This is a genomic window from Leifsonia sp. 71-9 (assembly GCF_001898805.1).
In the GTDB taxonomy this organism is placed as follows: Bacteria; Actinomycetota; Actinomycetes; order Actinomycetales; family Microbacteriaceae; genus Leifsonia.
This window is the reverse complement of the sequence record NZ_MKVJ01000001.1, coordinates 1-24,619: the sequence shown is the minus strand read 5'-3', so window position 1 is coordinate 24,619 and position 24,619 is coordinate 1. Positions and strand designations below refer to the sequence as shown.

The window sequence follows — 24,619 nt, the reverse complement described above, 5'->3', positions numbered from 1 at the left end:
ATAGCTTGTAGCGAAACCACCCACGCCAGGAGGGAGTGCGATGACATTCGGGAGCGTCTCCGACCGGAACATCTCGGCCAAGGTCGCCGACGAGCTCCGCGACGCCATCCAGAACGGCCGGCTCGAGCCGGGCGAGCGTCTGGTCGAGCGCAAGCTCGCCGACAGCCTCGGCGTCAGCCACATCCCGGTGCGGGAGGCCCTGGCCAAGCTCAGCGAGGAGGGTCTGGTCGAGCGCACGCCGCGCCGTGGCGCCCGCGTCGCCTCCCTCACCGACAAGGAGCTGCAGGAGATCACGGGCCTGCGCATCGTGCTGGAGCAGTACGTCGCGCGCAGCGTGCAGCAGTCGTGGACGCCGAAGTCCGATCAGACCCTGCGTCGCATCGTCCGCCAGATGGTCGCCGCCGCCGAGAAGGAGCAGGTCGAGAGCATGTTCGCCCTCGACAGCCGGTTCCACGAGACCCTCTGGGAGCTCGCGGACAACCGCACGCTGCTCACCACCGTCTCGCAGCTGCGCAGCCGCATCAACGGGTTCCTCCGCGCCGCCAACGGCTCGCTCGCCGCGGACGAGCTCGTCGCGCACGCACGCTCGCACGAGGCGCTCATCGACGCGCTCGCCAGCGGAGACCCCGCCCGCGCCGAGGCCGCGATGGCCGACCACGTCGAGATCGCCGCCCACCGCATCAACGCCGTGTCGCACGCGAACGACGGCGACCGCGCCGCCGACCCCGCCGTCTGACGCTCGCGGCCGGCGGAGTCCGCGGTCAGGCGAACAGGTCGCCGACCGGCAGCCGCTTCTCGGCCTGGAAGGTGTCCTCCGCGCGGCCCAGCGCCCAGTAGGCGGAGAGCGAGAAGTCCTCGCGGGTGAGGCCCCAGCCCTGCAGCACGGCCCGGATGCCCTTCATCGCGGTCCGCTCGCCGTGGGCGAAGACACGCACGCCGCCGGCCGGGCGCGGGAGGTCCTGGACCGCCGCGACCAGCCGCTCCCCCGCCACCGCGCCGTCCCGGTGCACCCAGCGCACCTCGATGCCCTCCGGGTGCGCGAACGGCAGTCGATCCGTGGCGCCGCCGACCTCGATCAGCGCGAGACCCCGGGCGTGCGCGGGCATCGCTTCGAGCGCGGCCGCGATCGCGGGGAGCGCGCTCTCATCGCCGAGGAGGAGGTGCTCGATCGCCGCGTCGTCGCTCGGCGCGTACATCCCGCCCGGGCCCGAGAGCGCCAGCAGGTCACCGGGCTGAGCGGATGCCGCCCACGGCCCGGCGATCCCCTCGTCCCCGTGCACCACGAAGTCGATCGCCAGCGTCCTCTCCTCGGCGTCGAGCGCGCGGACCGTGTAGGTGCGGCGCACCGGCACGTCCTCCGGTGCGAGCTCGGCGCGCAGCGCGTCCAGGTCGTACGGCGGACGCAGCCCGAGGCCGGGCTTGGCCATCAGCAGCTTGACGTACTTGTCCGTCTTGGCGAGCGTCACCGGGTCCGCCTCCGCCACGAAGGCGTCGAACGCCGGGCCGCCCACCACCACGCGCACGAGGTGCGGCGTCAGCCGTTCGGTGCGCACCACCTCGAAGACGTGCTGGCTGCGCGCCGGGCGCGGAGGACGGGTGTCGGAGCGCGGAAGGGTCATGATTTCGATCGTATCGCGCATGTATTTCGGTATGCCGAGTGCCCACTACTGTCGAATCATGCGCCTCGGAGTCCTCGACGTCGGTTCGAACACCATCCACCTCCTCGTCGTCGACGCGCACCCCGGCGCCCGCCCGATCCCCGCCGCCACGCACAAGTCGGTGCTGCGCCTCATGCGCTACATCACGGCCGACGGAGCCATCAGCGACGAGGGCTGCACCGCGATCCTCGCCGCTATCTCCGCCGCCATGCGCGTCGCCGAGCAGGAGGGCATCGAGGAGCTCCTCCCCTTCGCCACCTCCGCCATCCGGGAGGCCGCCAACGGCCCCGAGCTGCTGGAACGCATCCGCACCGAGACCGGCGTCGACCTGCAGGTGCTCTCGGGCGAGGACGAGGCCCGGCTGACCTTCCTGGCCGTGCGCCGGTGGTCGGGCTGGTCGTCCGGCAGCATCCTCCTGCTCGACATCGGCGGCGGCTCGCTCGAGATCGCGTCCGGGGCCGACGAGTACCCCGAGGTCGCGGTCTCCGTGCCGCTCGGCGCCGGACGCAGCACCATCGGCTTCCTCCCCGACGACCCTCCCCGCGACGACCAGCTGGACGCCCTGCGCGACCACGCGCGCAGCACGCTCGCCACGGCCGTCGACCGGTTCCCGCACCGCCGCTCCGACGAGCACGTCATCGGCACCTCCAAGACCATCCGCTCCCTCGCCCGCCTCGCCGGCTCCACCACCGCGGGCCCGGGCGGCACCGAGCGCACGGTGCTCCGCCGCGCCGATCTGGCCGACTGGGTGCCGCGCCTGGCCAAGATGAACGCGGAGTCGCGCACCGCGCTTCCGGGCATCACCGCCGACCGCACGTTCCAGATCGTCGCGGGCGGCGTCGTCCTCCGCGAGACCATGCGCGCCTTCGGCGTCGACGAGCTGGAGGTCGTCCCCTGGGCCCTCCGCGAGGGCGTCATCCTCCGCTACCTCGACCACCTGGACTAGCGGGCCCCGAGGTTCACGTCGTTGCGGTCAAAACCCGCCGAATGAGCGCCACGTCGTGAACCTCGATCGGCGGGATGAGGATGCGCCGCCCGGCCATCGTCTCCCGGTACGACACGGACGGCACCTGCGGCCGATCCGCTCCAGCGGCCGGATCCGTAGCGTTGATGTCATGACCACCACAACTGCTCCCACCTCGATCGGCACCGGACGCGGGACCGCGAGCCTCGTGCTCGGGATCTGCTCCCTGCTGGTCGGCTGGACCTTCTTCGCACCCGTCATCGGCCTCGTCCTGGGCGTCTCGTCCCGCGGACGCGAGCCCTACGCCCGCGGTCGTGCCGGCTGGGGCATCGCCCTCAACCTGCTCGCCATGGGCGTCTGGATCCTGCTGGCGATCTTCGTGATCGCGTTCGGCGGCTTCGCGGCCGTGCAGAGCCTGATCAACTGACGGCCGCGTCCTCCCTCGGCCGCAGCGGCGCGCTCAGCGGCGGTGCATCGGCCGCACGCTGAGCGACTCCACCGTCCCCGACGGCGGCAGGTCGACGGCCGTCCGCACGGTCGCGGCCACCATCTCCGGCGTGATCGTGAACGTCGTGTCGTACGCGTGCCCTTCGCGCGCGACGAGCGCCCGCTGCATGTCCGTGTCGACGCGGCCGGGGTGGATGCTGCTGACCCGCACGCCGTGCGGCCGCTCCTCCTCGCGCAGCGCGTCCGTCAGGGCTCGCGCGGCGAACTTGGACGCCGCGTACGGACCTCCGCCCGCGCCGCTCACCAGCCCCGAGCCACTGTTGATGACCACGACCAGGCCCTCCGCCGCACGCAGGGCGGGCAGGGCGCGCCGGCTGAGCTCCGCCACGGCGAACACGTTCACCTCGAACAGGCGCCGCCAGGTCTCCAGGTCGGTGTCCTCCACCGTCCCGCCGTCCTCCAGCCCGGCCGAGTGCACGAGCACGTCGAGCCGCTCCGGCAGTTCGGGAAGCCCTCCCCCGGCCAGGTCGCCGACGAACGGCTCGGCCGACGGCAGCTGCGCCACCACGGCCTCCACCGCAGCCGCGTCCCGGCCGCCGACGAGAACGTGGTGCGTGCGCCCCAGGTCGAGGGCGATGGCCTTGCCGATGCCGCGGGAGGCGCCGGTGACGAGTGCGAGGGGTCGGGAGGTCGAAGTCACCCTTCGAGCCTAGGCGATCCCGCAACGGCCCAACGCGATCCCGCAACGACGGAGACCCGCCGCCCCGGCGCCGTCGGGCGCGGGTCGACGGGTCTCCGTCCTGCCGTGAGAAGCGGCCTCAGCGCCCCGCGGTGCCGTGCGTGAGCGGGTTCACCGGGAGCGACGAGCCGATCGCGTGGCCGTCGCCGGACGACTCGCCGCCCGACTTCTGGGACGCCGCCTTCCCGAGCGCGAGCGCCGGGTAGTCCGGGGCGATGATGGACCAGCCGCCGCAGCTCGTCAGCGCGGCCACGTCCTCGCCCTGCACGGCCGCGCCTCCGGCCACCGTGACGTGGGTCGCGCCGAGGAAGTACGTGTCATCGAGCGTCCGCTGCGGAACGCAGCCGCCGGGGGTGATGAACAGCGGGGAGGCCGACTTACCTGCCCAGGCCGACGCGCTGAGCGCGTCGGGGAAGTTCAGCCCGTTGGCCAGGATGACCCGGCTGCTGTTCGCGAAGCTCGACTCGATGATCCGCTGCGACGTCTCGAACCGGTCGCCGCCGGCCACCGGGACCACCGTGCCGAAACGGCCGAAGTCCGCGGCCAGCGCCGGGGACATCACCGCCGGGCCGCCGATGACGACGATCGTGGTGGTGCCGAGCGACCGGAGCAGGGAGGCCGTCGCCGCATCCACGGACGACGCGCCGCCGTTGACGAGCAGGAGCGGGGCGTGCTTGGCGCCCGCGGCTGCTCCCGCGCTGAGCGAGTCGGGGAAGTTCAGGCCCGTCGACACGTACACGACCGGCGCCGAGGTGAAGGAGTGCGCGGCCACTGCCCGCGACGTGTCGAAACGGTCGCCGCCGTAGACGCGCTTCACGTCGGGCGAGAGCTTGCCGAGGGCGGTGAGGACGTCGGCGCTGACGACGTTCGGGCCTCCCACGACCACGATGTGCGCGGGGTGGAGGCGGGTGATCTCGGCCTTCACCGTGTCGGGGAGGTAGCCCGGCGCGGTGAGCAGCAGCGGGCCGGAGTCCTGCGCGGCGGCGGGGCCGCCCGAGAGGGCGTCCGGGAACGAGAGCCCGTTGGCGACGTAGACGGTGCCGACCGATGCAGGGTCGGGGTACGCCGCCTTCGAGACCTCGACCGAGGTGCCGAACCGGTCGCCGCCGGAGGTGCGGGTCACGTCGACCACCCGCAGGGTGTAGGTCTGGGTGACGGAGTCGCCGAAGCTGGGAACCGTCGCCTTGAGGCTGAACGTGTAGTTCCCGGGCGTCGTCGCGGTTCCCGTGATCACGCCCCCGTTCAGGGACAGACCGGGCGGGAGCGCCCCCGAGGTCACGGAGAGGCCGATCGGGAAGGCGAGAGCCCACGACCAGACGTTGACCTGCTGCGTGTACGGGGTGCCGGCCGGGACGATGCCCGAGACGCTGCCCAGGAACGAGACGGGCTCCCAGTGCCCGACCACGGCGTTGGACGCGCCGTAGATCACGGTGTTCGTGAAGACGTCGACCGCGATGTCGGGAATCGACACGCTGGCGCCCTGGTCGCTCCAGGACCGCACGCCGCCCGTCTCGGTGTCGACGCGGAAGATCTCGCTTCCGCTCGTGCCGATCACCGTCTGCGTGGAGGGGTCGATGCCCAGCGCGGTGACGCCCAGGCCACCGCCCGGGGGGACGGCGATCGAGGTCGTCGTCAGGGCCGACCCGTCGACCACGGTCACCGCACTGGCGTCGGCGGAGCCGAGGTAGGCCTTGTGGTGCGCGGCGTCCACGGTGATCGCGACGGTGTTGGACGGGATGGCGACCACGCCCGAGATCGCGGAGCTGCCCTCGTCGATGACCGTGACCGAGTTGCCGACGCCGTTGACCACGTACAGGGTTCCGGCGGCCGGGTCCACGCCGATCCGGCCGGCGATCCCGCCGGCCGGTATGGCGGTCCCGACGGCGAGCGTCGTCTCGTCCACGGGCACGACGGTGCCGAGGGTCCCGGTGGTCGCGAACACCTTTCCGGTCGCGGCGTCCACGGCGACATCCCGGGGATCCCCGGGGATGACCACCGAGCCGGTCACGGTGTTGGTGCGCTCGTCGATCCGCGACAGCGTCCTGCTGCTCGAGTCGAGCGCCCACACCAGGGCGCGCGACGGGTCCACATCGAGCGAGACCATGACGGAGCCGGGGAGCGGGATGGAGGTCAGAATCGCGCCGGAGGCCTCGTCGAGGACGTCGACCGCCCCGCCTCGGGATGCGAAGACCTGAGCGGTGTAGGAGTCGACGGCGACGTCGCCCAGGCCCCCGATGACGGGCGTGTTGAACGCCTCCTCGTACCCGGAGGTCCCGGGATTGGCGGAGGCCGGCAGGCCGGTGGCGGCGACCGCGCCCGCGGACAGGGCCGCGATCGCGACCGTCGCGAGAAGCGTTCGTCGCCTCGATGGCGGTGCGGCCTTCATGGAGTCGATGACAGGGACGGAGGCGGCAGCGCGATCACGCAACGGCGGCTCACTTTCGAGTACGGCTCGCTCTGGCAACGAGCATCTCGCTCAGTAAAAACCATCCGCCCGGTTTTCCGTCTCCCCCAGTACGGGGGCCACGCGCCGCATTCATGCCGAATGTCGCCCCGGACAGCAAAAAAGCCCCGGATGAACCGGAGCTTGATCTTGCTGGGGTACCTGGACTCGAACCAAGAACAACGGTACCAGAAACCGCCGTGTTGCCAATTACACCATACCCCAAGGGCTTCGGGCCTAGACCCGGGCACGAGAAACAACTCTAGCCTACCCGCGCGACGAACTACAAAACGGCGCGCTCGTCGACCTGGATGCCGATCAGATCGCGGTTGACGGCGGAGGCGACGACCGCCCCGGAGCCCGCCGCGACGATGAGCTGCTGCGGCCCGGGAGCCGTCGTCTCCCCCGCCGCGTACACGCCAGGGAGGGACGTTCGGCCCTGCCGGTCGGTCACGACGTAGCCGTCGCCGTCCCGATCCAGGTCGAGTCCGGCCGCGAAGTCGAGGGCCGGCGACCACGCGGGCCGCACGAAGCCCCCCGCGCGCTCGACGACGGTGCCATCGGCCAGGCGCACGCCGGTCATGACGCCCTTGTCGCCCACCAGGTCGTCGATCGGGCGCCGCTCGACGCCGACGCCTAGCCGGGCGAGGGCGCGCTCCTCGTCGGCGCTCACGGACGCGATGCCGTTCGTGAACACGATCAGGTCGTCGGTCCACTGGGTGAGCAGCAGGGCGCGCTCGGCGAGGTCGGCGGACTCGCCGATGAGCGCGAGCGGCTTGTCGGCCTTCTCGAAGCCGTCGCACTCGACGCAGCTGTGCAGCTGGGTGCCGTAGTAGGCGCGGATGCTCGGGATGGCCGGCATGGTCTCGGTGACGCCGGTGGCGAGCACGAGCGTGGCGGCCAGGACGTCGACGTCCGCTCCCCCGCGCACGCCGCGTGCGCGCACGCGGAAGCCGGTGCCCTCCACCTCCACCGAGCCGACCTGGGCGAAGACGACCTGCGCGTTGTCGTACGCGTCGACCTCCTCGCGGCCGAGCCGGCGCAGCTCCAGGGGCGGCACGCCGTCCCGCGTCAGGAAGCCGCGCGCGATCAGCGTCGCGGCGTGACGGGGACGGTTGCCGTCGACGACGAGCACCCGGCGCCGCGCGCGGGCCAGGTTCAGGGCGGTCGAGAGGCCGGCGGGACCCCCGCCGACGACGACGACCTCGACGGAGTCGGGCACGCTCTGGTCCGGCACCGCTCCCCCTCAGACCAGGGACGCCGAGAGCCGGTCCAGCCGCGCGATCGTGTCGGCCTTGCCCAGGATCTCCATGGACTCGAACAGCGGAGGCGACACGCGGCGACCCGAGACGGCGACGCGCAGCGGCCCGAAGGCGACGCGCGGCTTGAGGCCCATGGTCTCGATCAGGGCGTCGCGCAGCGCGCTCTCGATGGCGTCGTGCGTCCACTCGGCCACGGGGATGTCCTCGAGGGCGCCGAGGGAGGCCGCGAGCACCTCGCCGGTGTTGGCCGGCAGCGAGGCGCGCGCGTCGTCCTCGACCACGAGGGAGGCCGTGTCGGTGAACAGGAAGCCGAGCATGCCCGGCGCCTCGCCGAGCAGCTGCATGCGCTCCTGGACGAGCGGAGCGGCCTCGGCCAGCACGGTGCGCTGCCGGTCGGTCAGCGGCTCGGTGAGCACGCCGGCGTTCACGAGGTACGGGATGGTGCGCTCGGCGAAGTCGCCGACCTCCAGCAGCCGGATGTGGTCGCCGTTGATCGACTCGGCCTTCTTGAGGTCGAAACGCGCCGGGTTCGGGTTCACGTCGACGACGTCGAACGCCGCCACCATCTCGGCGACCGAGAAGATGTCGCGCTCGTGGCTCAGCGACCAGCCGAGCAGCGCCAGGTAGTTGACGAGGCCCTCGGGGATGAAGCCGCGGTCGCGGTGGTGGAACAGGTTCGACTCGGGGTCGCGCTTGGAGAGCTTCTTGTTGCCCTCGCCCATCACGTACGGGAGGTGGCCGAAGCGCGGAACGAAGGTCGTCACTCCCGCGTCGATGAGCGCGTGGTACAGCGCGATCTGACGCGGCGTCGACGACAGGAGGTCCTCGCCGCGGAGCACGTGCGTGACGCCCATGAGCGCGTCGTCCACCGGGTTCACGAACGTGTAGAGCGGCTGCCCGTTCGGGCGCACCACGACGAAGTCGCTGAACGAACCGGCGGGGAAGGTGATCTCGCCGCGCACCAGGTCGTCGAAGCTGAGATCGTCGTCCGGCACGCGCAGGCGCAGCGCGGGCTCGCGGCCCTCCGCGCGATAGGCGGCCTTCTGGTCGTCCGACAGGTCGCGCTCGAAGTTGTCGTAGCCGAGCTTCGGGTCGCGGCCGAGCGAGACGTTGCGCGCCTCGATCTCCTCGCCGGTCGCGAAGCTCTCGTAGATGTGGCCGGAGGCGACGAGGCGCTCGATCAGGTCGCGGTAGATGTCACTGCGCTGCGACTGCCGGTACGGGCCGTGCGGGCCGCCGACGTTCACTCCTTCGTCCCAGTCCAGCTTCAGCCAGGTGAGGGCGTCGATGATCTGCCCGTAGCTCTCCTCGCTGTCGCGAGCCGCGTCGGTGTCCTCGATGCGGAAGATGAGCTTGCCGCCGGTGTGCCGCGCGTACGCCCAGTTGAAGAGGGCGGTGCGGATCAGCCCGACGTGCGGGGTGCCGGTCGGCGACGGGCAGAAGCGGACGCGGACGTCCGTGCCGGTGGCCGTGGAGAAGGGGTGCGAAGCGTTGTCTGACATACCGCTCCCAATCCTACTGGGGAGCGCCCTGCGCGCGAGCCCTACTTGGGAGCGCGGACGGGGTTGACGAGGGACCCGACGCCCTCGACCTCCACCTCGACGGTGTCCCCCGCCACGAGCGGGCCGACCCCGGCCGGCGTGCCGGTCAGGATGACGTCGCCCGGCAGCAGGGTGAACACGCTCGACGCGTAGGCGATGATCGACGGGATGTCGTGCACCATCTCCGACAGGCGCGCCTCCTGCTTGAGCTCGCCGTTGACCCGCGTGCGCAGGAACGCCTCGGGGTCGAGCTCGGTCTCGATCACCGGGCCGAGCGGGCAGAAGGTGTCGAAGCCCTTCGCGCGCGTCCACTGCCCGTCCTTCTTCTGCAGGTCGCGGGCGGTGACGTCGTTGGCGACGGTGTAGCCGAAGATGTGCTCGTGGGCCTTCGCCTCCGGCACGTTGCGGGCGATCTTGCCGATCACGACGGCCAGCTCGCCCTCGAACTCCACCTGCTGCGACTGCGGCGGCAGCAGGATGGCGTCGCCCAGTCCGATCACCGAGGTGTTCGGCTTGAGGAACAGCAGGGGCTCCTCCGGGGCCTCGCCACCCATCTCGGCGGCGTGCTCCCGGTAGTTCTTGCCCACCGCGACGACCTTGGAGCGCGGGATGACCGGTGCGAGCAGGGCGCCGACCTTACCGAGCGGCACGCGCTCCCCGGTGGTGTCGAATCCGGTGAACAGGGGGTCTCCGGCGAGGACGACGAGGGCGTCCTCGTCGACGATCCCGTAGTCGATTGCGCCATCGTGGCTGAACCGTGCGATCTTCACCCTACGAGCCTAGCGCCGCCACGATGCGGGCGATGGCGGGCGTCGGGACGCCGTGCCGTTCGCCGATGCGCAGGAGCGCCCCGCCGATGGCGTCGAGCTCGCTGGGCGCACCGGCCGCGAGGTCCTCCTGCAGGGAGGTGCGCATGCCGCCCGGGACGCTGCCGAGCACCCGCATGACGTCGAGGGCCGTCGCCGGCACCCCCTCGGCGGTCGAGCACGCCGCGATCTCCGCGGCCACGGCCTCCGTGAGCTCGGGATCCTCGCTCAGCGCGCTCCCGGCGGGCTGCCGCCAGTACGACGTGAGCAGGGCGAGCCCGGCGAGCATCCGGAACTTCGCCCAGAGCACCTCGGCCTCGGTGCCCCGCGCCCGCACCCGCGGCCCGGCCCCCTCGAGCGCGCGCACCGCCGCGAACCCGGCCGCCGCCGCCGGCGCCTCGATGTTCACGAACGGGCTGCGGTGATCGATCACCGTCGGCGACAGGCGCAGCGCGGAGACGGCGACCGACGCCCCCGCGACCGGCACGCCGGGGAGCGCCTCGCGCAGCGGGTCCACGTGCTCGACGCCGTTCAGGAACGAGACGACCTCGACGGGCCGGGAGGCCGCGATGTCCGGCAGCACGGCGTCGAGCCCGTAGGCCTTCGTCGCCAGCAGCACGCTCGCGCCCGCGGGCACCACCGTGTCGGCGGGCACGCGCTCGACGCCGTCGCCGAACTGCGCACTGCGCACCTCGATGCCCTCGGCGCGGATGGCCTCGACCGTTGCCGGGCGGCCCACCGCCACCACGTCGTGCCCCGCCCGATGCAGCAGCCAGGCCAGCAGACCGCCGACGGCGCCCGGGCCGACCACTGCGAAAACCGTGTCGTCGCTCATCCCACCGATGCTAGCCGCCACTCGTCGACCGCGAGGCCGACGATCGCCTCCACCGTCGTCGCGATGGCCGGGACGACGTCGGCGCCCGCGGCCCCGACGAGGTTGATCGTGCGGTGGTCGCGGTTGCCCGTCGCGCGGAGCACCACGCCGGTCTGCGCCCCCGCCGACCCGACGGCGAGGCCGGGGAGCAGCGCGACGCCCATCCCCTCGGCCACCATGCGCAGCACGGCCACGAAGTTGTCCGTCTCGTAGGCGATGCGCGGCTCGTACCCGCGGCCGGCCGTCAGCTCCAGGAGGTGGCCGCGGCAGCGCGGGCAGCCGCCGATCCAGGCCTCCGCGGCGAGATCGGCGAGGTCCACGCGGTCGTTCGCCGCGAGGGGATGCCCGGCCGGCAGGGCGACCAGCATCTCGTCGTGCCAGAGCGGCGCGACGGCGAGGCCGCGGGCGCTCTCGCGGTGCGGGTCGACGCGGTCGCCCGGGTAGCTGAAGGTGATCGCCAGATCGGCGGTCTGCGCTCGGACGGCCGCGACGGCCTCCGGAGGCTCGGCCTCCAGGTAGGTGATGCGCACGCCCGGATGCGTCGCCTCCATCGTGCTGAGCAGGCGCGGCACGATCGACGACGAGGCGGACGGGAACCCCGCCAGGCGCACCCGCCCGGTGCGGAGGCCGCGCAGGTCGTCGAGCTCGCCCGCGGCCGCGTCGAGGGCGGTGGTGACGGTCAGGGCGTGACGGGCCAGCACGCGCCCCGCCTCGGTGAGCCGCACCCCGCGACCGGCACGGGAGACCACCGGCAGGCCGATGCGCGCCTCCAGCCGGCGCAGATGCTGGCTGATGGCGGGCTGGCTGAAGCCGAGGGCGTCCGCCGCGCGCGTGATCGAGCCCTCGTCGGCGATCGCGCGCACGACGCGCAGGCTGTGGGAGTCGAGGTCGTCGGGCAGCATGCGACAATCATAACCACGGCGAATGATTCGGATTGGATACTTGCTCTGGTGCGACGGATCGGGATCCCGCACGGTGGACTCATGCTCATCCTCCAGGATCGCTTCCCGGCCGGCTCCGGCTATCTCGCCGCCTGCACGCAGGGGCTCCCGTCCCACGAGACGGTCGCCGCCGGACGCGCGGACCTGGAGCGCTGGGCGTCCGGGGAGTCGTCGCCCGCCGGCTACGACGATGCCGTGGGTGCGGCCCGCACCTCCTTCGCCCGCCTCGCCGGCGTCCCCGTGGAGGCCGTCGCCATCGGGTCGCAGGTCTCCGTGCTGGCCGCGCTGATCGCCGCCTCCGTCCCGGACGGTGCGACGGTGCTCTGCGCCGAGGGCGATTTCGCCTCGATGGTCGCCCCGTTCCACGCGCAGGCGCACCGCGGCGTGTCCGTGCGGTCGGCTCCGCTTGCGGCGCTGGCGGACGCGGTCGACGAACGCACCTGGCTCGTGGCGTTCTCGCTCGTGCAGTCCGCCACCGGCGAGATCGCCGACGCCGACGCCGTGCTCGACGCCTGCGCCCGCACCGGGACGCGGACCTTCGCCGACCTCACCCAGGCGCTCGGCTGGCTCCCGGTCGACGCCTCGCGCTTCGACGCGACCGTGACGCACGCGTACAAATGGCTCTGCGCTCCGCGCGGCTCCGCATTCCTCACCGTGGGCGGGAGGATGCTCGACGCACTCAACCCGGTGCAGGCCGGCTGGTTCGCCGGGGAGGACCCGTGGAGCTCGTGCTACGGCCCGCTCGCGGCCCCCGCCTCCAGCGCCCGCCGGTTCGACGTCTCCCCCGCCTGGCCGGTCTGGCCGGGCACGGCCGCAGCGCTGAGCCTGTTCGAGGAGCTGGACGCGGCCGACGTGCACGCCCACGCCACCGGCCTGGCCGCCGCCTTCGCCGACGGGCTGGGCGTGGACGCCGGCGGGAGCGCGATCGTCAGCTGGCCGGACCGCGAGGGCACGGCGCTGGCCGCCCTCACCGCCGCCGGCCTCCGCGCGTCGGGACGCGCCGGTCGCGCCCGCGTCGCCTTCCACCTCTGGAACTCGCCGGACGACGTGCGATCCGCCCTCCACGCACTCGGCCGTCGCTAGCGGAGGAGATCCCGCCGCCGAGCGCCGCCCGCACCCACAAACGGAGGAGATCCCGCCCGATTCGGGCGGGATCTCCTCCGTTGCCTGCGATCGCCCGGTGCGTCGGGCAAGGACTCCTCCGGTACCGGCGGCCTCAACCGTCGAGGCGCGTCATCCAGTTGTGGCGGTCGTGCACGCGGCCGTACTGGATGTCGGTGAGCTCCTGGCGCAGCGCCATGGTCAGCTCGCCGGGGGGCGCGGTGATGTCGCCCACCGTGAACGTGTCGGACTTGAGCTCGCCGATCGGGGTGATCACCGCGGCCGTGCCGCACGCGAACACCTCGACGATGTCCCCGCTCTCCACGCCGTCGCGCCACTCGTCGATGGTCACCTTGCGGCGCTGCACCGTGTGACCGCGGTCGCGGGCGAGCTGGAGGATGGAGTCGAGGGTGATGCCGTCGAGGATGCTGTCCGACTCGGGCGTCACCACGGTGCCGTCCTTGTAGACGAGCACGACGTTCATGCCGCCGAGCTCCTCGAGGTACTTCCCCTCCACCGAGTCGAGGAAGAGCACCTGGGCGCAGCCGTGCTCGGCCGCCTCGGCCTGGGGCAGCAGGCTGGAGGCGTAGTTGCCGCCGGTCTTCGCCGCTCCCGTGCCGCCGTGGCCCGCGCGGGACCAGCGGTCGGAGAGCCAGATGGAGACGGGGGCGACGCCGCCCGAGAAGTAGGCGCCGGCCGGGCTCGCGATCAGATAGTACGCGACCTTGTTCGCCGGACGCACGCCGAGGAACGCCTCCTTGGCGAACATGAACGGCCGCAGGTAGAGGCTCGTCTCCGGCGCGGTCGGCACCCAGTCGCCGTCCACCGCGACCAGCTGCTTGATCGAGTCGAGGAAGTGCTCGACCGGCAGCTCGGGCAGCGCGAGACGGTAGGCGGAGCGCTGCATGCGGGCCGCGTTGGCCTCCGGGCGGAAGGTCCAGATCGACCCGTCGGCGTGCCGGTACGCCTTCAGGCCCTCGAAGATCTCCTGCGCGTAGTGCAGCACCGCAGCCGACGGCTCGAGCTGGATGGGGCCGTACGGCGAGACGCGCGGCCGGTGCCAGCCTCCCTTGGCCGACCAGCAGATGTCGACCATGTGGTCCGTGAAGTAGTTGCCGAAGCCCGGGTCGGCGAGGATCTCCGCACGCTCGGCCGCACTGCGGGCGGCCTCATTGCGCGTGACCTGCCAGAGGAGACCGCTGGTCTCGGTGGGGCCGCTGGTGAGGGTGATGCTGGTGGAAGCGTTCATGAGAGTCCTTTGCGCTGCATGCGGTGAAGCACGGTGATCTAATTCTGCGCCACCCGGGCGGCGATCGCGTCGCCGATCTCGGCGGTCGTACGCTGCGCCCCGCTGCGGGAGGCCAGGTCGGCGGGCACCGCCTGCTCCACCCGGGTCGCCTGCTCCTGGGCGCCGAGGTGGCGGAGCAGGAGTGCGACGGAGAGGATCGCGGCGGTGGGGTCGGCCTTCTGCTGGCCGGCGATGTCCGGAGCCGATCCGTGAACCGGTTCGAACATGCTCGGGAATGCGCCGGCGGGGTTGATGTTGCCCGACGCTGCCAGCCCGATGCCGCCGCTGATCGCGGCCGCGAGGTCGGTGAGGATGTCGCCGAAGAGGTTGTCCGTGACGATCACGTCAAATCTAGCAGGATCGGTGACCAGGAAGATCGTCGCGGCATCGACGTGCAGATAGTCGACCGCGACCGCGGGGTGCTCGGCGGCGACCGCGTCCACGATCCGCTTCCAGAGGCCGCCGGCGAAGGTGAGCACGTTGGTCTTGTGCACCAGCGTGAGCTTCTTGCGGCGCAGCTCGGCCTGCTCGAACGCGAAGCGGACGACGCGCTCGACGCCGTACGCCGTGTTCACCGAGACCTCGTTCGCGATCTCGTGCGGCGTGCCCTGGCGAATGGCGCCGCCGTTGCCGACGTAGGGGCCCTCGGTGCCCTCGCGGACGACGACGAAGTCGACCTCGCCCGGGTTCGCCAGCGGGCTGGCGATGCCGGGGAACAGCGTGGTCGGACGGAGGTTCACGTAGTGGTCGAGCGAGAAGCGGAGCTTCAGCAGCAGACCGCGCTCGATGTTCGCGCCGGCCAGCCGCGGGTCGCCCGGCGTGCCGCCGACAGCGCCCAGCAGGATCGCGTCGTGGGAGGAGATCGACGCGAGGTCCTCGTCCGTCAGCACGTCGCCCGTCGCGAGGTAGCGGTCGGCACCGAGCGAGAAGTGCGTCTTCTCGAACGCGAGCCCGCTGCCGGCGCTCACCGCATCCAGGACCTTGACCGCCTCCGCGATCACCTCGGGGCCGATTCCGTCTCCGGGGATGACGGCGAGCTTGACGGTCTGGGACATGGCACTCCTGCGTGGTCGATGCGGGCGGACACCCCCACATTACCGGCCGGGCGGCGCTCCCCGGGCGCCGCCGTCAGCCGCGCAGCTTGCGCAGCGAGACCACGGCGAGCACCGCGGCCGCCACCATCAGACCGACCCCGATCCCGGCCGTCAGGCCGACGCCCGAGTCGAAGGCGGCGCGCGCCGAGGCGAGCAGCTGCTCCCCCAGCCCGGCAGGCAGCTGACCGGCCACCGTGGTCGCCCCGCCGAGGGTCTCCCCCGCCGCGTGCGCCTGCGCCGCCGTCAGCCCGTCGGGCAGCACGACCGCCGACCGGTAGGAGGCGGTGAGGATGGTGCCGAGGGTCGCCGTGCCGAGCACCGCGCCCAGCTCGTACGCCGTCTCCGAGACCGCCGACGCGGCGCCGGCCTTCTCCGCGGGCGCACTGGTCAGGATGAGTTCGTTCGACACGGTCTCGGCCGCGCCGATCCCGAGGCCGAGGAGCACGAACGACAGGATCAGCGTCCCCGCCTGGGCGTCGCCGCCGGACAGGGCGACGACGAGGTAGCCGACGGCCGAGATCGTGAGGGCGATGGGCACGACGATGGACGGCCGCACCCGGCGCGCGATCGGCACGACCACGAGTCCGGCGACGATCATCGTGGCGAGCCCGGGGATGAGCACCAGGCCCGACTCGATCGGGCTGAGCCCCAGCACGAGCTGCAGGTGCTGCGAGACGAAGAACAGGTAGCCGACGAGCGACACCACGCTCAGCAGGTTGATCAGCACCGCACCGCTGAACGACCCGCGCCGGAAGAGGCGCATGTCGAGCATCGGGATCGGGCGCCTCAGCTGACGGCGCACGAACAGCCAGCCCGCGACGACGCCGATCACGATCGCCAGCACCCCGGTCCAGGAGAAGCCGTCGGAGGCGAGCGTCTTGATGCCGTAGACGATGGGCGCCATGGTCAGCAGGGAGAGCAGGATGCTGGGCACGTCGATGGGACCCGGGTTCGGGTCGCGCGACTCGCGAACGAGCAGCGGGGTGAGCACCAGCAGCGGGATGAGCACCGGCACGGCCAGCAGGAACACGGAGCCCCACCAGAAGTGCTCGATCAGCAGGCCGCCGACGATCGGACCGAGCGCCGAGCCGGCCGCGAAGCCGGAGGCCCACACCGCGATGGCCAGCCGGCGCTGCTCGCGATCGGTGAAGACGCTCCGCAGCAGGGACAGCGTGGAGGGCATGAGCATCGCGCCGAAGAAGCCGAGGCTCGCACGGGCGGCGATCAGCAGCTCGGTCGTCGGAGCGAAGGCGGCGCCGATGGAGACGAGCGCGAAGCCGGTCGCGCCGATCAGCAGCAGCTTCCGGCGCCCGATGCGGTCGCCGAGGCTGCCCATCGAGACGAGGAGGCCGGCCAGCACGAGCGGGTAGGCGTCGATGATCCAGAGCATCCCGGTGCCGCTCGGCTCGAGGGCCTGGGAGATGGCGGGCAGCGCGAAGCTCAGCACGGTGTTGTCGACCGAGACGAGGAGCACCGGCAGCATCAGAACGGCGAGCGCCGCCCATTCGCGCACGCCGGCGCGCGGGGCGGCGGGGGGCGCGGGCAGGGTGATGTTCGACGTGGACATGCATCCTACTGTACCGTCTGGACGGTACAGTAATCAACTCCGAGCGGCTAGCATGGGCGGCATGGCCGAAACCCCCTCCGCCCGTGACCGCATCCTCGACGCCTTCGAGGAGCTGCTCGGCGAGCAGAGCGAGCGCGCGGCGACCCTCGACGCCGTGGCGGCGCGCGCCGGCGTCTCGAAGGGCGGGCTGCTCTACCATTTCGCCTCGAAGGACGCGATGGTCGACGGCGTCCTCGCCCGGCTGAGCGACCACGTCGAGGCCGACCTCGAGCGGATGCGCACGGCGCCGGAAGGGCCGGTCGACTACTTCATCCGCACCTCCATCCCCACCGACAACGACCTCGAGCGCTCCATCGTCGCCGTCGCCCGGCTGGCGCAGAGCGCGGACAGCCGCGCTCGGGATGCGCTCGCCTCGATGCAGCGCGCCTGGCTCGGCATCCTCGAGTCCTCGGTGGGCGATCCGCTCGTCGCGCGGATCATCATGCTCATCGGCGACGGGATGTACTACAACACGGCGTTGCTCCCCGACACGAACGCGGTGCTCCGGGGCGAGACCGACCTGGACCGGGTGATCGAGCTCGTCAAGCGGCTCGCGGACGACCCGACCGACTGACCGGGCGGCCAGCGCCGTGACCGAAGCCAGACCGAGGCCCGGGCCTGGCCGTCAGGCGTCCCGCTGCTCCGCGAGCCTGCGGCGAAGGAACCGCCGGATGCGCTCGTCCGTCGTCGCCTCCAGCGCCTCCGCGTAGGCGTCCGCGGCGCTCGACGTCTCCCCCGCCGCTCGCAACAGGTCCGCTCGCACGGCGAGCGCCTGCGCGGCGACGATCCCCTCGAACAGCTCGGGCCGTGTCGCCAGTTCGGTGAGCGCGGCCTCCGGCCCGACGTCGGGACTGTAGCCCCGGGCGACGATCCGCCCGAGCTGCGCGGTGGCCGACGGCCAGACCTGCACCAGCCCGTCATACAGGCGTGCGATGGCCGGCCAGTCGGTCGCCGTCCACGTCGGCGCGATCCCGTGCAGCCCGGCGACGGCGGCCTGCAGCGCGAACCGCCCCGGCGGCTCCCCGCGGCTCCCGGTCAGAGCGTCCGTCGCCAGGCGCTCCCCCTCGTCGAGCAGCGCGCGGTCCCAGCGCGAGCGGTCCGCCTCCGCGAGGGTGACGAACTCGTCCAGCTCCGACAGCCGCGTCGTCTGACGCGCCTCGGTCAGCAGCAGCAGCGCGAGCAGTCCGGCGGCCTCCGGGTCGGCGGGTCGGATGCGCCGCGCATCCCGTGCCAGCTCGATCGCGTCCGTCCGCAGCCGGCCGTCGGCGCGCGCGTGGCCGATCGTGTAGAGCAGGTACACCGTCGTGAGCGCGTCGGGCAGCCGCGCGGAGAGGTCGCCAGGATCGTCGGCCGCGAAGCGCAGCCGCGAGTCGTGGATGCGTTTCTTCGCCCGGGTCAGGCGTGCCGCCATCGTCGGCTCGGGCACCAGGAACACCTCGGCGACCTGCGCCGTCGGCACCCCGCACACGAACCGCAGGGCGAGCGCGACCCGCGTCTCCTCCGCCACCTCCGGGTGGCACACCAGCAGGATGAGCTCGAGCCGCTCGTCCCCGGTGAACACGTCGTCCCTCAGCATGTCGGCCTCCGCCGCCTGCGCCGCCTCCCGTCCGGCCTCCTCGGCGGCCAGCGCGGGGAGGGCGCGCATCGCCGTCGCCTCGCGGCGCCGCAGATCGACGGCGATCCGGCGCGCGACCGTGGTGATCCACGCCGCGGGGTTCGCGGGCTCACGTCCGGCGGCCGCCTCGGCGACGGCGCGCGCGAACGCCTCCTGCACCGCGTCCTCCGCGAGCTGGAGGTCGCCGACCGATCGTGCGACGGCACCCAGGATGCGCGCCGCCTCGGTGCGGTATGCGCGCTCGATGGCGGTGGTCACAGCTCATTCAAACAAGCTGCGACCACCGGCACAATCAGCTGACGCGGTCCATGACGAGCACCGGGTAGAGCTCGACCCAACCCTCCGTGGGCACCAGCGCGGCGAGCTCGCGCGCCTGCTCCGGGCTCGACGCGGTGAACCCGTAGAAGCCGGTGACGACCTCCCGGGTCTCGCCGAACGGTCCGTCCGTGAACAGGGGCGCCTCGCCGGCGCGCGGGGTGATCTTCGTCGCGGCGCTCACGGGCTGCAGGGCGTTGCTCGCGAGGATCTTCTCCCCCGCCGCTGCCACCGCCTCCTGGAACGCGCGGTGGCCGGCCATCCCGGCCTCCCACTCCTCGGCGGTCATCGCCGTCGGATCCCAGTTGGGCTCCTTGATGAGCAGGACGTACTCCTCGGCCATGATGTCTCCTTACGTCTCGAGCGCGGGTGCGCTCTTTCCGATGCGAACACCAGTACGACGTCAGTCAACCGCGGAAATCGACAGCCCGCCGGAAAAACTTCTCCGGCGGGCTGTCGAACGGTCGATCGAGGTCGATCAGGACTCGGTGATGTCGATCTCCTGCATGAGGTCGGCGTCGATCGCGACGCGCACCTTCTCGAGCAGGCCCTCCGGCACGCGCGAGTCGACGGTCAGGACGCTGAGCGCCTTGCCGCCGGCCGAGGTGCGGGCGATCTGCATGCCGGCGATGTTGATGGACGACTCGCCGAACTCGCGGCCGTAGACGGCCACGATGCCGGGGCGGTCGTCGTAGACCATGACGATGAGGTGCTGGGCGACCGGCACCTCGACGTCGTAGCCGTTGATCTCGACGATCTTCTCGATCTGCTTCGTGCCGGTGAGCGTGCCGGAGACCGAGACCTGCGAGCCGTCGCTGAGCGCGCCGCGCAGGGTGATCAGGTTGCGGTACTCCTCGCTCACGGAGTCGGTGATGAGGCGCACCTCGATGCCGCGCTGGTCGGCGAGGAGCGGCGCGTTCACGTACGAGACGGTCTCGCTCACGATGTTGGTGAAGATGCCCTTGAGCGCCGCGAGCTTCAGCACGCTGACGTCGTAGTCGACGAGCTCGCCGCGCACCTCGACGTCGATGCTGGTGAGCGGGCTGTTCGCCAGCCCCGAGAACACCTGGCCGAGCTTCTCCACCAGCGGGATGCCGGGACGCACGTACGGGTCGATGACGCCGCCGGCGACGTTGACCGCGTCGGGCACCAACTCGCCCGAGAGCGCGAGGCGCACCGAGCGCGCGACGGAGACGCCGGCCTTCTCCTGGGCCTCATCGGTCGAGGCGCCGAGGTGCGGGGTGACGATGACGTTCTCGAGCGCGAGAAGGGGCGAGTCCGTCGGGGGCTCGCTGACGAACACGTCGAGGCCGGCGCCGGCGATCGCACCGGAGGTGAGGGCGCGGTAGAGGGCGTCCTCGTCGATCAGGCCGCCGCGGGCGACGTTGACGATGTAGGCGGTGTCCTTCATCAGGGCGAGCTGGTCGTCGCTGATCATGCCGGTCGTCTCGGGCGTCTTCGGCATGTGGATGGTGATGAAGTCGGCCTCGGCGAGGAGCTCGTCGAGCGTCACCAGCTGCACGCCGAGCTGCTGGGCGCGGGCCGAGGTGACGTAGGGGTCGTACGCGATCACCTTGGTGCCGAAGGCCTGCAGGCGTGCGGTGATGAGCGCGCCGATGCGGCCGAGGCCGATGATGCCGATGGTCTTCTCGTAGAGCTCGACACCCGTGTACTTCGAGCGCTTCCACTGGCCCTGCGCGAGGGCGCTGTGCGCGGCCGGGATGTGGCGGGCGAGGCTCAGGATGTGGCCGACGGTGAGCTCGGCGGCGGAGATGATGTTGGAGGTCGGGGCGTTCACGACCATGACGCCGGCCGTGGTGGCCGTCTTGATGTCGACGTTGTCGAGCCCGACGCCCGCGCGGGCGACGACCTTGAGCTTCGGCGCGGCCGCGATGACCTCGGCGTCGACCTTGGTGGCGGAGCGGACCAGGATCGCGTCCGCGTCGGCCACCGCGGAGAGCAGCGCAGGACGGTCAGTGCCGTCCACGTTGCGGATCTCGAAGTCGGGCCCCAGGGCGTCGACGGTGGCGGGCGAGAGTTCTTCGGCGATCAGGACGACCGGCTTTGTCACGTGGCAGATTCCTTCGAGATGCAGGGCTGGCTTGGGAGAGAAGAGCGCCACTGGCGTCGGGGCGCGGGTCCGGCTTAACTCTAGCGGGCGCGCGGGGCGTGCTTTCGCCGCGTTACGCCCGGGCGGGAGAGGATGGGGCGGTGACCGTCTTCGAGATCGTGCAGCTCGTCATCCGAGTGGCCTTGGCCGTCGTCTTCGTCGCGATGGGCGTCCTGCACTTCGTGCCGGGCCCCGCCCGCGGGATGGCGGCGATGATCCCGCCGGGCCTGCGCGGCACCGGCGTGCTCGCCCCTCCCGTGCTCGTCGCGTTCACCGGCGTCTGCGAGCTGGCGGGCGGCATCGGCCTGCTCGTCCCGGCGACGCGCGTCGCCGCGGCCGTGTGCCTGATCGTGTTCCTGATCGCGGTGTTCCCGGCCAACGCGTACGCGGCCCGGCACCCGCAGAAGTTCGGTGCGTTCGGGACGCCGCTCATCCCGCGTGCGCTGCTGCAGCTGCTGCTGATCGCCCTCTGCGTGGTGTGCGCGCTCTGACGGTCCCGCGCTAGGCGCGCGCCGCGCGGGCGGCCGTCACCGCGGCACGCACCACCGACGGGTCGGTGATGTCGTGGGCGGCGTCCCCGCCTCCCGGTCCGCTGGGCCCACCCTGCACCGAGTCGCGCGCCGAGAGGTGCACGGCGTCGACGCCGGCGGCCGTCAGCGCGGGGATGTCCTCCACGCGCACTCCCCCGCCCGCCATCACCTGGATACGTCCGGCGGCGCGCTCGGCCAGGGCGGCGAGCACATCCCGTCCGTCGATGCTGCGGGACGCACTGCCCGAGGTCAGCACGCGGGTGACTCCGCGGTCGGCCAGCGCCTCCAGTGCGGCGGCGGGGTCGGACACGATGTCGAGGGCGCGATGGAAGGTGACGGCCAGCCCGTCGGCCGCAGCGACGAACCGCTCGACCGCGGCGAGGTCGACCCCGCCATCGTCGTCCAACGCGCCGATCACGACGCCGGAGGCACCGGCCTCGCGCGCGAACCGGATGTCGGCGACGATCGTGGCGAGCTCGTCCTCGTCGTACACGAACCCGCCGCCGCGCGGGCGCACGAGCACGTGCACGAAGTCCGGACGGGAGGCCGCCTCGGCCGCGTCGACCGCGGCGCGCAGCAGCCCGGCCGACGGCGTCAGCCCGCCGAGGCCGAGCGCGGAGCAGAGCTCGATGCGGTCGGCGCCCTCCGCGAGGGCGATGCGCACACCGGGCAGATCCTGGACGGCGATCTCGACGGCCGGACGGGGCATGGGTGTTCCTCTCGACGACGAAGGGGTGCCGCGCTCCCCTCCCGTTCGAAACCGGAGGAGCGCGGCACCCCTCAGGCTAGCGTGCCGTCAGACGGCACTGACCGGGCGCTGGATCAGCGCGCGACCTCGCCGTCCACGTAGTCGTCGTCGTTCGAGGCGTTCCAGGCGAAGAGCTTGCGCAGCTCGCGGCCGGTGGCCTCGATCGGGTGCTGCTCGCCCTTCTTGCGCAGGGCGAGGAACTCCGGCGCGCCGGCGTCCTGGTCGGCGATGAAGCGCTCGGCGAAGGCGCCGGACTGGATGTCCGCGAGCACGGCCTGCATGTTCTCCTTGACGTGCGGGTCGATGACGCGCGGGCCCGAGACGTAGTCGCCGTACTCGGCGGTGTCGGAGACGCTCCAGCGCTGCTTGGCGATGCCGCCCTCCCACATCAGGTCCACGATGAGCTTGAGCTCGTGCAGCACCTCGAAGTAGGCGACCTGCGGCTGGCAGCCGGCCTCGGTCAGGGTCTCGAAGCCGTACTGGACGAGCTGCGAGACGCCGCCGCAGAGCACGGCCTGCTCGCCGAACAGGTCGGTCTCGGTCTCCTCGGTGAAGGTCGTCTTGATGCCGCCGGCGCGCAGGCCGCCGATGCCCTTGGCGTAGCTGAGGACGAGCGGCCAGGCGTTGCCGGTCGCGTCCTTCTCGACGGCGACGATCACGGGGACGCCACGGCCGGCCTCGTACTCGCGGCGCACGGTGTGGCCCGGGCCCTTCGGGGCGACCATGATCACGTCGACGCCCTCGGGCGCCTCGATGTAGCCGAAGCGGATGTTGAAGCCGTGACCGAAGACGAGCGCGTTGCCCTCTTCGATGTTCGGCTGGATGTCCTCGGCGTAGAGGTGGCGCTGCACCTGGTCGGGGGCGAGGATGACGACGACGTCGGCCCACTTGGCGGCCTCGGCCGCGCTCAGGACGCGGAAGCCCGCCTCCTCGGCCTTCGGCTTCGACTTCGAGCCGTCCTTCAGGCCGATGACGACCTCGACGCCCGAGTCGCGGAGGTTCTGCGCGTGCGCGTGACCCTGCGAGCCGTAGCCGATGACGGCGACCTTCTTGCTCTGGATGATCGAGAGGTCCGCGTCGTTGTCGTAATAGATCTCAGCCACTGGTGGATTCTCCTTCGTAGGTGGTTCTGACTAACTCTGAGTTCTGACTGCTGGTGCCGCCGGGAGGGCGGGTCAGTTCTTGAAGACGCGCTCGGTGATCGACTTGGAGCCGCGACCGATCGCGAGCAGGCCCGACTGGGCCATCTCTTTGATCCCGTAGGGCTCGAGCACCTTGAGCAGCGCCTGGGTCTTGCCGGAGTCGCCCGTGACCTCGATCACGAGCGCGTCCGTGGCCACGTCGACGACGCGGGCCCGGAACAGGTTGACCGCCTCCAGCACTTGGGAGCGGGTGGAGTTGTCGACGCGCACCTTGATGAGCAGGTGCTCGCGCTGGACCGACTGGGCCGGGTCCAGCTCCACGATCTTGATGACGTTGATCAGCTTGTTGAGCTGCTTGGTGACCTGCTCGAGCGGCAGGCCCTCGACGTCGACGACCACGGTGATGCGCGAGAGCCCTTCGACCTCGCTGGTGCCCACCGCGAGCGAGTGGATGTTGAAGCCGCGCCGGGCGAACAGGCCGGCGACGCGGGTCAGCAGGCCGGGCTTGTCCTCCACGAGGAGGCTCAGGACGTGTGTCGTACTCACTGGGGTCACTCCTCTCCGAAGGCGGGGCTGTGGTCGCGGGCGTACTGGACGTAGCTGTTGCTGACGCCCTGCGGCACCATCGGCCACACCATGGCGTCGGCGCTCACGACGAAGTCGATGACGACCGGGCGGTCATTCGTCTCCAGGGCGAGCTTGATGGCGGCGTCCACTTCTTCCTCCTTCGTGACGCGGATGCCCAGGGCGCCGTACGCCTCGGCCAGCTTCACGAAGTCCGGGACGCGCACGGTGTCGTGCCCGGTGTTGAGGTCGGTGTTGGAGTAGCGGCCGTCGTAGAAGAGCGTCTGCCACTGCCGCACCATGCCGAGCGACGAGTTGTTGATGATCGCGACCTTGATCGGGATGTCGTTCAGCGTGGAGGTGGCGAGCTCCTGATTGGTCATCTGGAAGCAGCCGTCGCCGTCGATCGCCCACACCACGCGGTCGGGCTGGGCCACCTTGGCGCCCATCGCAGCCGGGACCGAGTAGCCCATGGTGCCGGCGCCGCCCGAGTTGAGCCACGAGTTGGGGCGCTCGTACTTGATGAACTGCGCGGCCCACATCTGGTGCTGGCCGACGCCGGCGGTGTAGATCGCCTCCGGTCCGGTCAGCTCGCCGATGCGCTTGATCACGTACTGCGGGGCCAGGAGGCCGTCGCTCGTCTCGGAGTACCCGAGCGGGAACTCCTCGCGGAGGCCGTTCAGATACGTCCACCACTCGACGAGGTCGGGCGCTCCGGACGACGCGGACGCGTCCTGGAACGCGGCGGTCAGATCGACGATGACGTCCTTGGCATCGCCGACGATGGGGACGTCGGCGATGCGGATCTTCGAGATCTCGGCAGGGTCGACG

24 protein-coding genes and 1 tRNA gene are annotated in these 24,619 nt (G+C 71.8%); 6 read left to right on the top strand and 19 right to left on the bottom strand.

What is annotated here, in order from left to right; translation table 11 throughout:
• The first annotated feature begins 40 nt into the window (after positions 1-40).
• Positions 41-736: a GntR family transcriptional regulator gene (locus BGO91_RS00125; RefSeq protein WP_290470862.1), complete on the top strand. Its 696-nt coding sequence runs from the start codon at positions 41-43 to the stop codon at positions 734-736.
• 25 nt (positions 737-761) lie between these two features.
• Here BGO91_RS00125 and BGO91_RS00120 read toward each other — a convergent pair whose 3' ends face one another.
• Positions 762-1,619, bottom strand: a complete 858-nt coding sequence (locus BGO91_RS00120; RefSeq protein WP_290470861.1) for a siderophore-interacting protein — start codon at positions 1,617-1,619, stop codon at positions 762-764.
• A 58-nt stretch (positions 1,620-1,677) separates the two neighbouring features.
• Between BGO91_RS00120 and BGO91_RS00115 the strand changes: the two genes are divergently transcribed.
• Both BGO91_RS00115 and BGO91_RS00110 read left to right on the top strand, forming a co-directional pair.
• A complete protein-coding gene (locus BGO91_RS00115) occupies positions 1,678-2,604 on the top strand; it encodes a Ppx/GppA phosphatase family protein (protein ID WP_290470860.1) in 927 nt (308 codons plus the stop codon).
• Between the two features lie 169 nt (positions 2,605-2,773).
• Positions 2,774-3,049, top strand: a complete 276-nt coding sequence (locus BGO91_RS00110; protein WP_290470859.1) for a hypothetical protein — start codon at positions 2,774-2,776, stop codon at positions 3,047-3,049.
• A gap of 33 nt (positions 3,050-3,082) precedes the next feature.
• Here BGO91_RS00110 and BGO91_RS00105 read toward each other — a convergent pair whose 3' ends face one another.
• From BGO91_RS00105 to BGO91_RS00070, 8 genes are all read right to left on the bottom strand, one after another.
• On the bottom strand, positions 3,083-3,769 hold the full coding sequence (locus BGO91_RS00105) for an SDR family oxidoreductase (protein ID WP_290470858.1): 687 nt from the start codon (positions 3,767-3,769) through the stop codon (positions 3,083-3,085).
• A 118-nt stretch (positions 3,770-3,887) separates the two neighbouring features.
• Positions 3,888-6,194: a cell wall-binding repeat-containing protein gene (locus BGO91_RS00100; protein WP_290470857.1), complete on the bottom strand. Its 2,307-nt coding sequence runs from the start codon at positions 6,192-6,194 to the stop codon at positions 3,888-3,890.
• Positions 6,195-6,404: 210 nt separating this feature from the next.
• Positions 6,405-6,476 (bottom strand) — tRNA-Gln (locus tag BGO91_RS00095).
• 58 nt (positions 6,477-6,534) lie between these two features.
• Positions 6,535-7,488, bottom strand: a complete 954-nt coding sequence (locus BGO91_RS00090; RefSeq protein ID WP_290470856.1) for an NAD(P)/FAD-dependent oxidoreductase — start codon at positions 7,486-7,488, stop codon at positions 6,535-6,537.
• 9 nt (positions 7,489-7,497) lie between these two features.
• Positions 7,498-9,015, bottom strand: a complete 1,518-nt coding sequence (gene gltX / locus BGO91_RS00085) for a glutamate--tRNA ligase (RefSeq protein WP_290470855.1) — start codon at positions 9,013-9,015, stop codon at positions 7,498-7,500.
• Positions 9,016-9,056: 41 nt separating this feature from the next.
• A complete protein-coding gene (locus BGO91_RS00080; protein ID WP_290470854.1) occupies positions 9,057-9,824 on the bottom strand; it encodes a fumarylacetoacetate hydrolase family protein in 768 nt (255 codons plus the stop codon).
• Position 9,825: 1 nt separating this feature from the next.
• A complete protein-coding gene (locus BGO91_RS00075) occupies positions 9,826-10,695 on the bottom strand; it encodes a ketopantoate reductase family protein (RefSeq protein WP_290470853.1) in 870 nt (289 codons plus the stop codon).
• Entirely contained in the window at positions 10,692-11,636 is a 945-nt protein-coding gene (locus BGO91_RS00070) for a LysR family transcriptional regulator (protein WP_290470852.1), read from the bottom strand. Before BGO91_RS00070 ends, BGO91_RS00075 begins: the two co-directional genes overlap by 4 nt.
• An 81-nt stretch (positions 11,637-11,717) precedes the next feature.
• Between BGO91_RS00070 and BGO91_RS00065 the strand changes: the two genes are divergently transcribed.
• Positions 11,718-12,758 carry an aminotransferase class V-fold PLP-dependent enzyme gene (locus tag BGO91_RS00065; RefSeq protein ID WP_290470851.1) on the top strand — a complete coding sequence of 347 codons (1,041 nt, stop codon included), beginning with the start codon at positions 11,718-11,720 and terminating at the stop codon, positions 12,756-12,758.
• A gap of 133 nt (positions 12,759-12,891) precedes the next feature.
• Here the strand turns inward: BGO91_RS00065 and BGO91_RS00060 are convergent, their stop codons facing one another.
• The 3 genes from BGO91_RS00060 to BGO91_RS00050 all read right to left on the bottom strand — a co-directional run bounded on the left by BGO91_RS00060 (position 12,892) and on the right by BGO91_RS00050 (position 16,725).
• Positions 12,892-14,025, bottom strand: coding sequence for a branched-chain amino acid aminotransferase (locus tag BGO91_RS00060; protein WP_290470850.1), 1,134 nt, complete (start codon positions 14,023-14,025; stop codon positions 12,892-12,894).
• A 38-nt stretch (positions 14,026-14,063) separates the two neighbouring features.
• Positions 14,064-15,119, bottom strand: a complete 1,056-nt coding sequence (locus tag BGO91_RS00055; RefSeq protein ID WP_290470849.1) for a 3-isopropylmalate dehydrogenase — start codon at positions 15,117-15,119, stop codon at positions 14,064-14,066.
• Positions 15,120-15,192: 73 nt separating this feature from the next.
• Entirely contained in the window at positions 15,193-16,725 is a 1,533-nt protein-coding gene (locus tag BGO91_RS00050) for an MFS transporter (protein WP_290470848.1), read from the bottom strand.
• 61 nt (positions 16,726-16,786) lie between these two features.
• Between BGO91_RS00050 and BGO91_RS00045 the strand changes: the two genes are divergently transcribed.
• Complete coding sequence (locus tag BGO91_RS00045) at positions 16,787-17,338, top strand: TetR/AcrR family transcriptional regulator (protein WP_290470847.1); 552 nt, start codon at positions 16,787-16,789, stop codon at positions 17,336-17,338.
• Positions 17,339-17,389: 51 nt separating this feature from the next.
• Here BGO91_RS00045 and BGO91_RS00040 read toward each other — a convergent pair whose 3' ends face one another.
• The 3 genes from BGO91_RS00040 to serA form a co-directional block, all read right to left on the bottom strand.
• On the bottom strand, positions 17,390-18,637 hold the full coding sequence (locus tag BGO91_RS00040; RefSeq protein ID WP_290470846.1) for a sigma-70 family RNA polymerase sigma factor: 1,248 nt from the start codon (positions 18,635-18,637) through the stop codon (positions 17,390-17,392).
• Positions 18,638-18,671: 34 nt separating this feature from the next.
• Positions 18,672-19,037 (bottom strand): YciI family protein, encoded by a 366-nt coding sequence (locus BGO91_RS00035; protein WP_290470845.1) that lies wholly within the window; start codon positions 19,035-19,037, stop codon positions 18,672-18,674.
• A gap of 135 nt (positions 19,038-19,172) precedes the next feature.
• Positions 19,173-20,765, bottom strand: a complete 1,593-nt coding sequence (serA, locus tag BGO91_RS00030) for a phosphoglycerate dehydrogenase (RefSeq protein ID WP_290470844.1) — start codon at positions 20,763-20,765, stop codon at positions 19,173-19,175.
• A 140-nt stretch (positions 20,766-20,905) separates the two neighbouring features.
• Between serA and BGO91_RS00025 the strand changes: the two genes are divergently transcribed.
• Entirely contained in the window at positions 20,906-21,295 is a 390-nt protein-coding gene (locus tag BGO91_RS00025; RefSeq protein WP_290470843.1) for a DoxX family membrane protein, read from the top strand.
• 10 nt (positions 21,296-21,305) lie between these two features.
• On the opposite strand, the gene BGO91_RS00020 is transcribed toward BGO91_RS00025, so the two are convergent.
• The 4 genes from BGO91_RS00020 to BGO91_RS00005 form a co-directional block, all read right to left on the bottom strand.
• On the bottom strand, positions 21,306-22,043 hold the full coding sequence (locus BGO91_RS00020; RefSeq protein ID WP_290470842.1) for a copper homeostasis protein CutC: 738 nt from the start codon (positions 22,041-22,043) through the stop codon (positions 21,306-21,308).
• Positions 22,044-22,156: 113 nt separating this feature from the next.
• Positions 22,157-23,185, bottom strand: a complete 1,029-nt coding sequence (ilvC, locus tag BGO91_RS00015) for a ketol-acid reductoisomerase (protein WP_290470841.1) — start codon at positions 23,183-23,185, stop codon at positions 22,157-22,159.
• A gap of 72 nt (positions 23,186-23,257) precedes the next feature.
• Positions 23,258-23,770: an acetolactate synthase small subunit gene (gene ilvN / locus BGO91_RS00010; protein WP_021762446.1), complete on the bottom strand. Its 513-nt coding sequence runs from the start codon at positions 23,768-23,770 to the stop codon at positions 23,258-23,260.
• Between the two features lie 5 nt (positions 23,771-23,775).
• The coding region (locus BGO91_RS00005) for a thiamine pyrophosphate-dependent enzyme (protein WP_290470840.1) at positions 23,776-24,619 on the bottom strand (844 nt) is incomplete at its 5' end.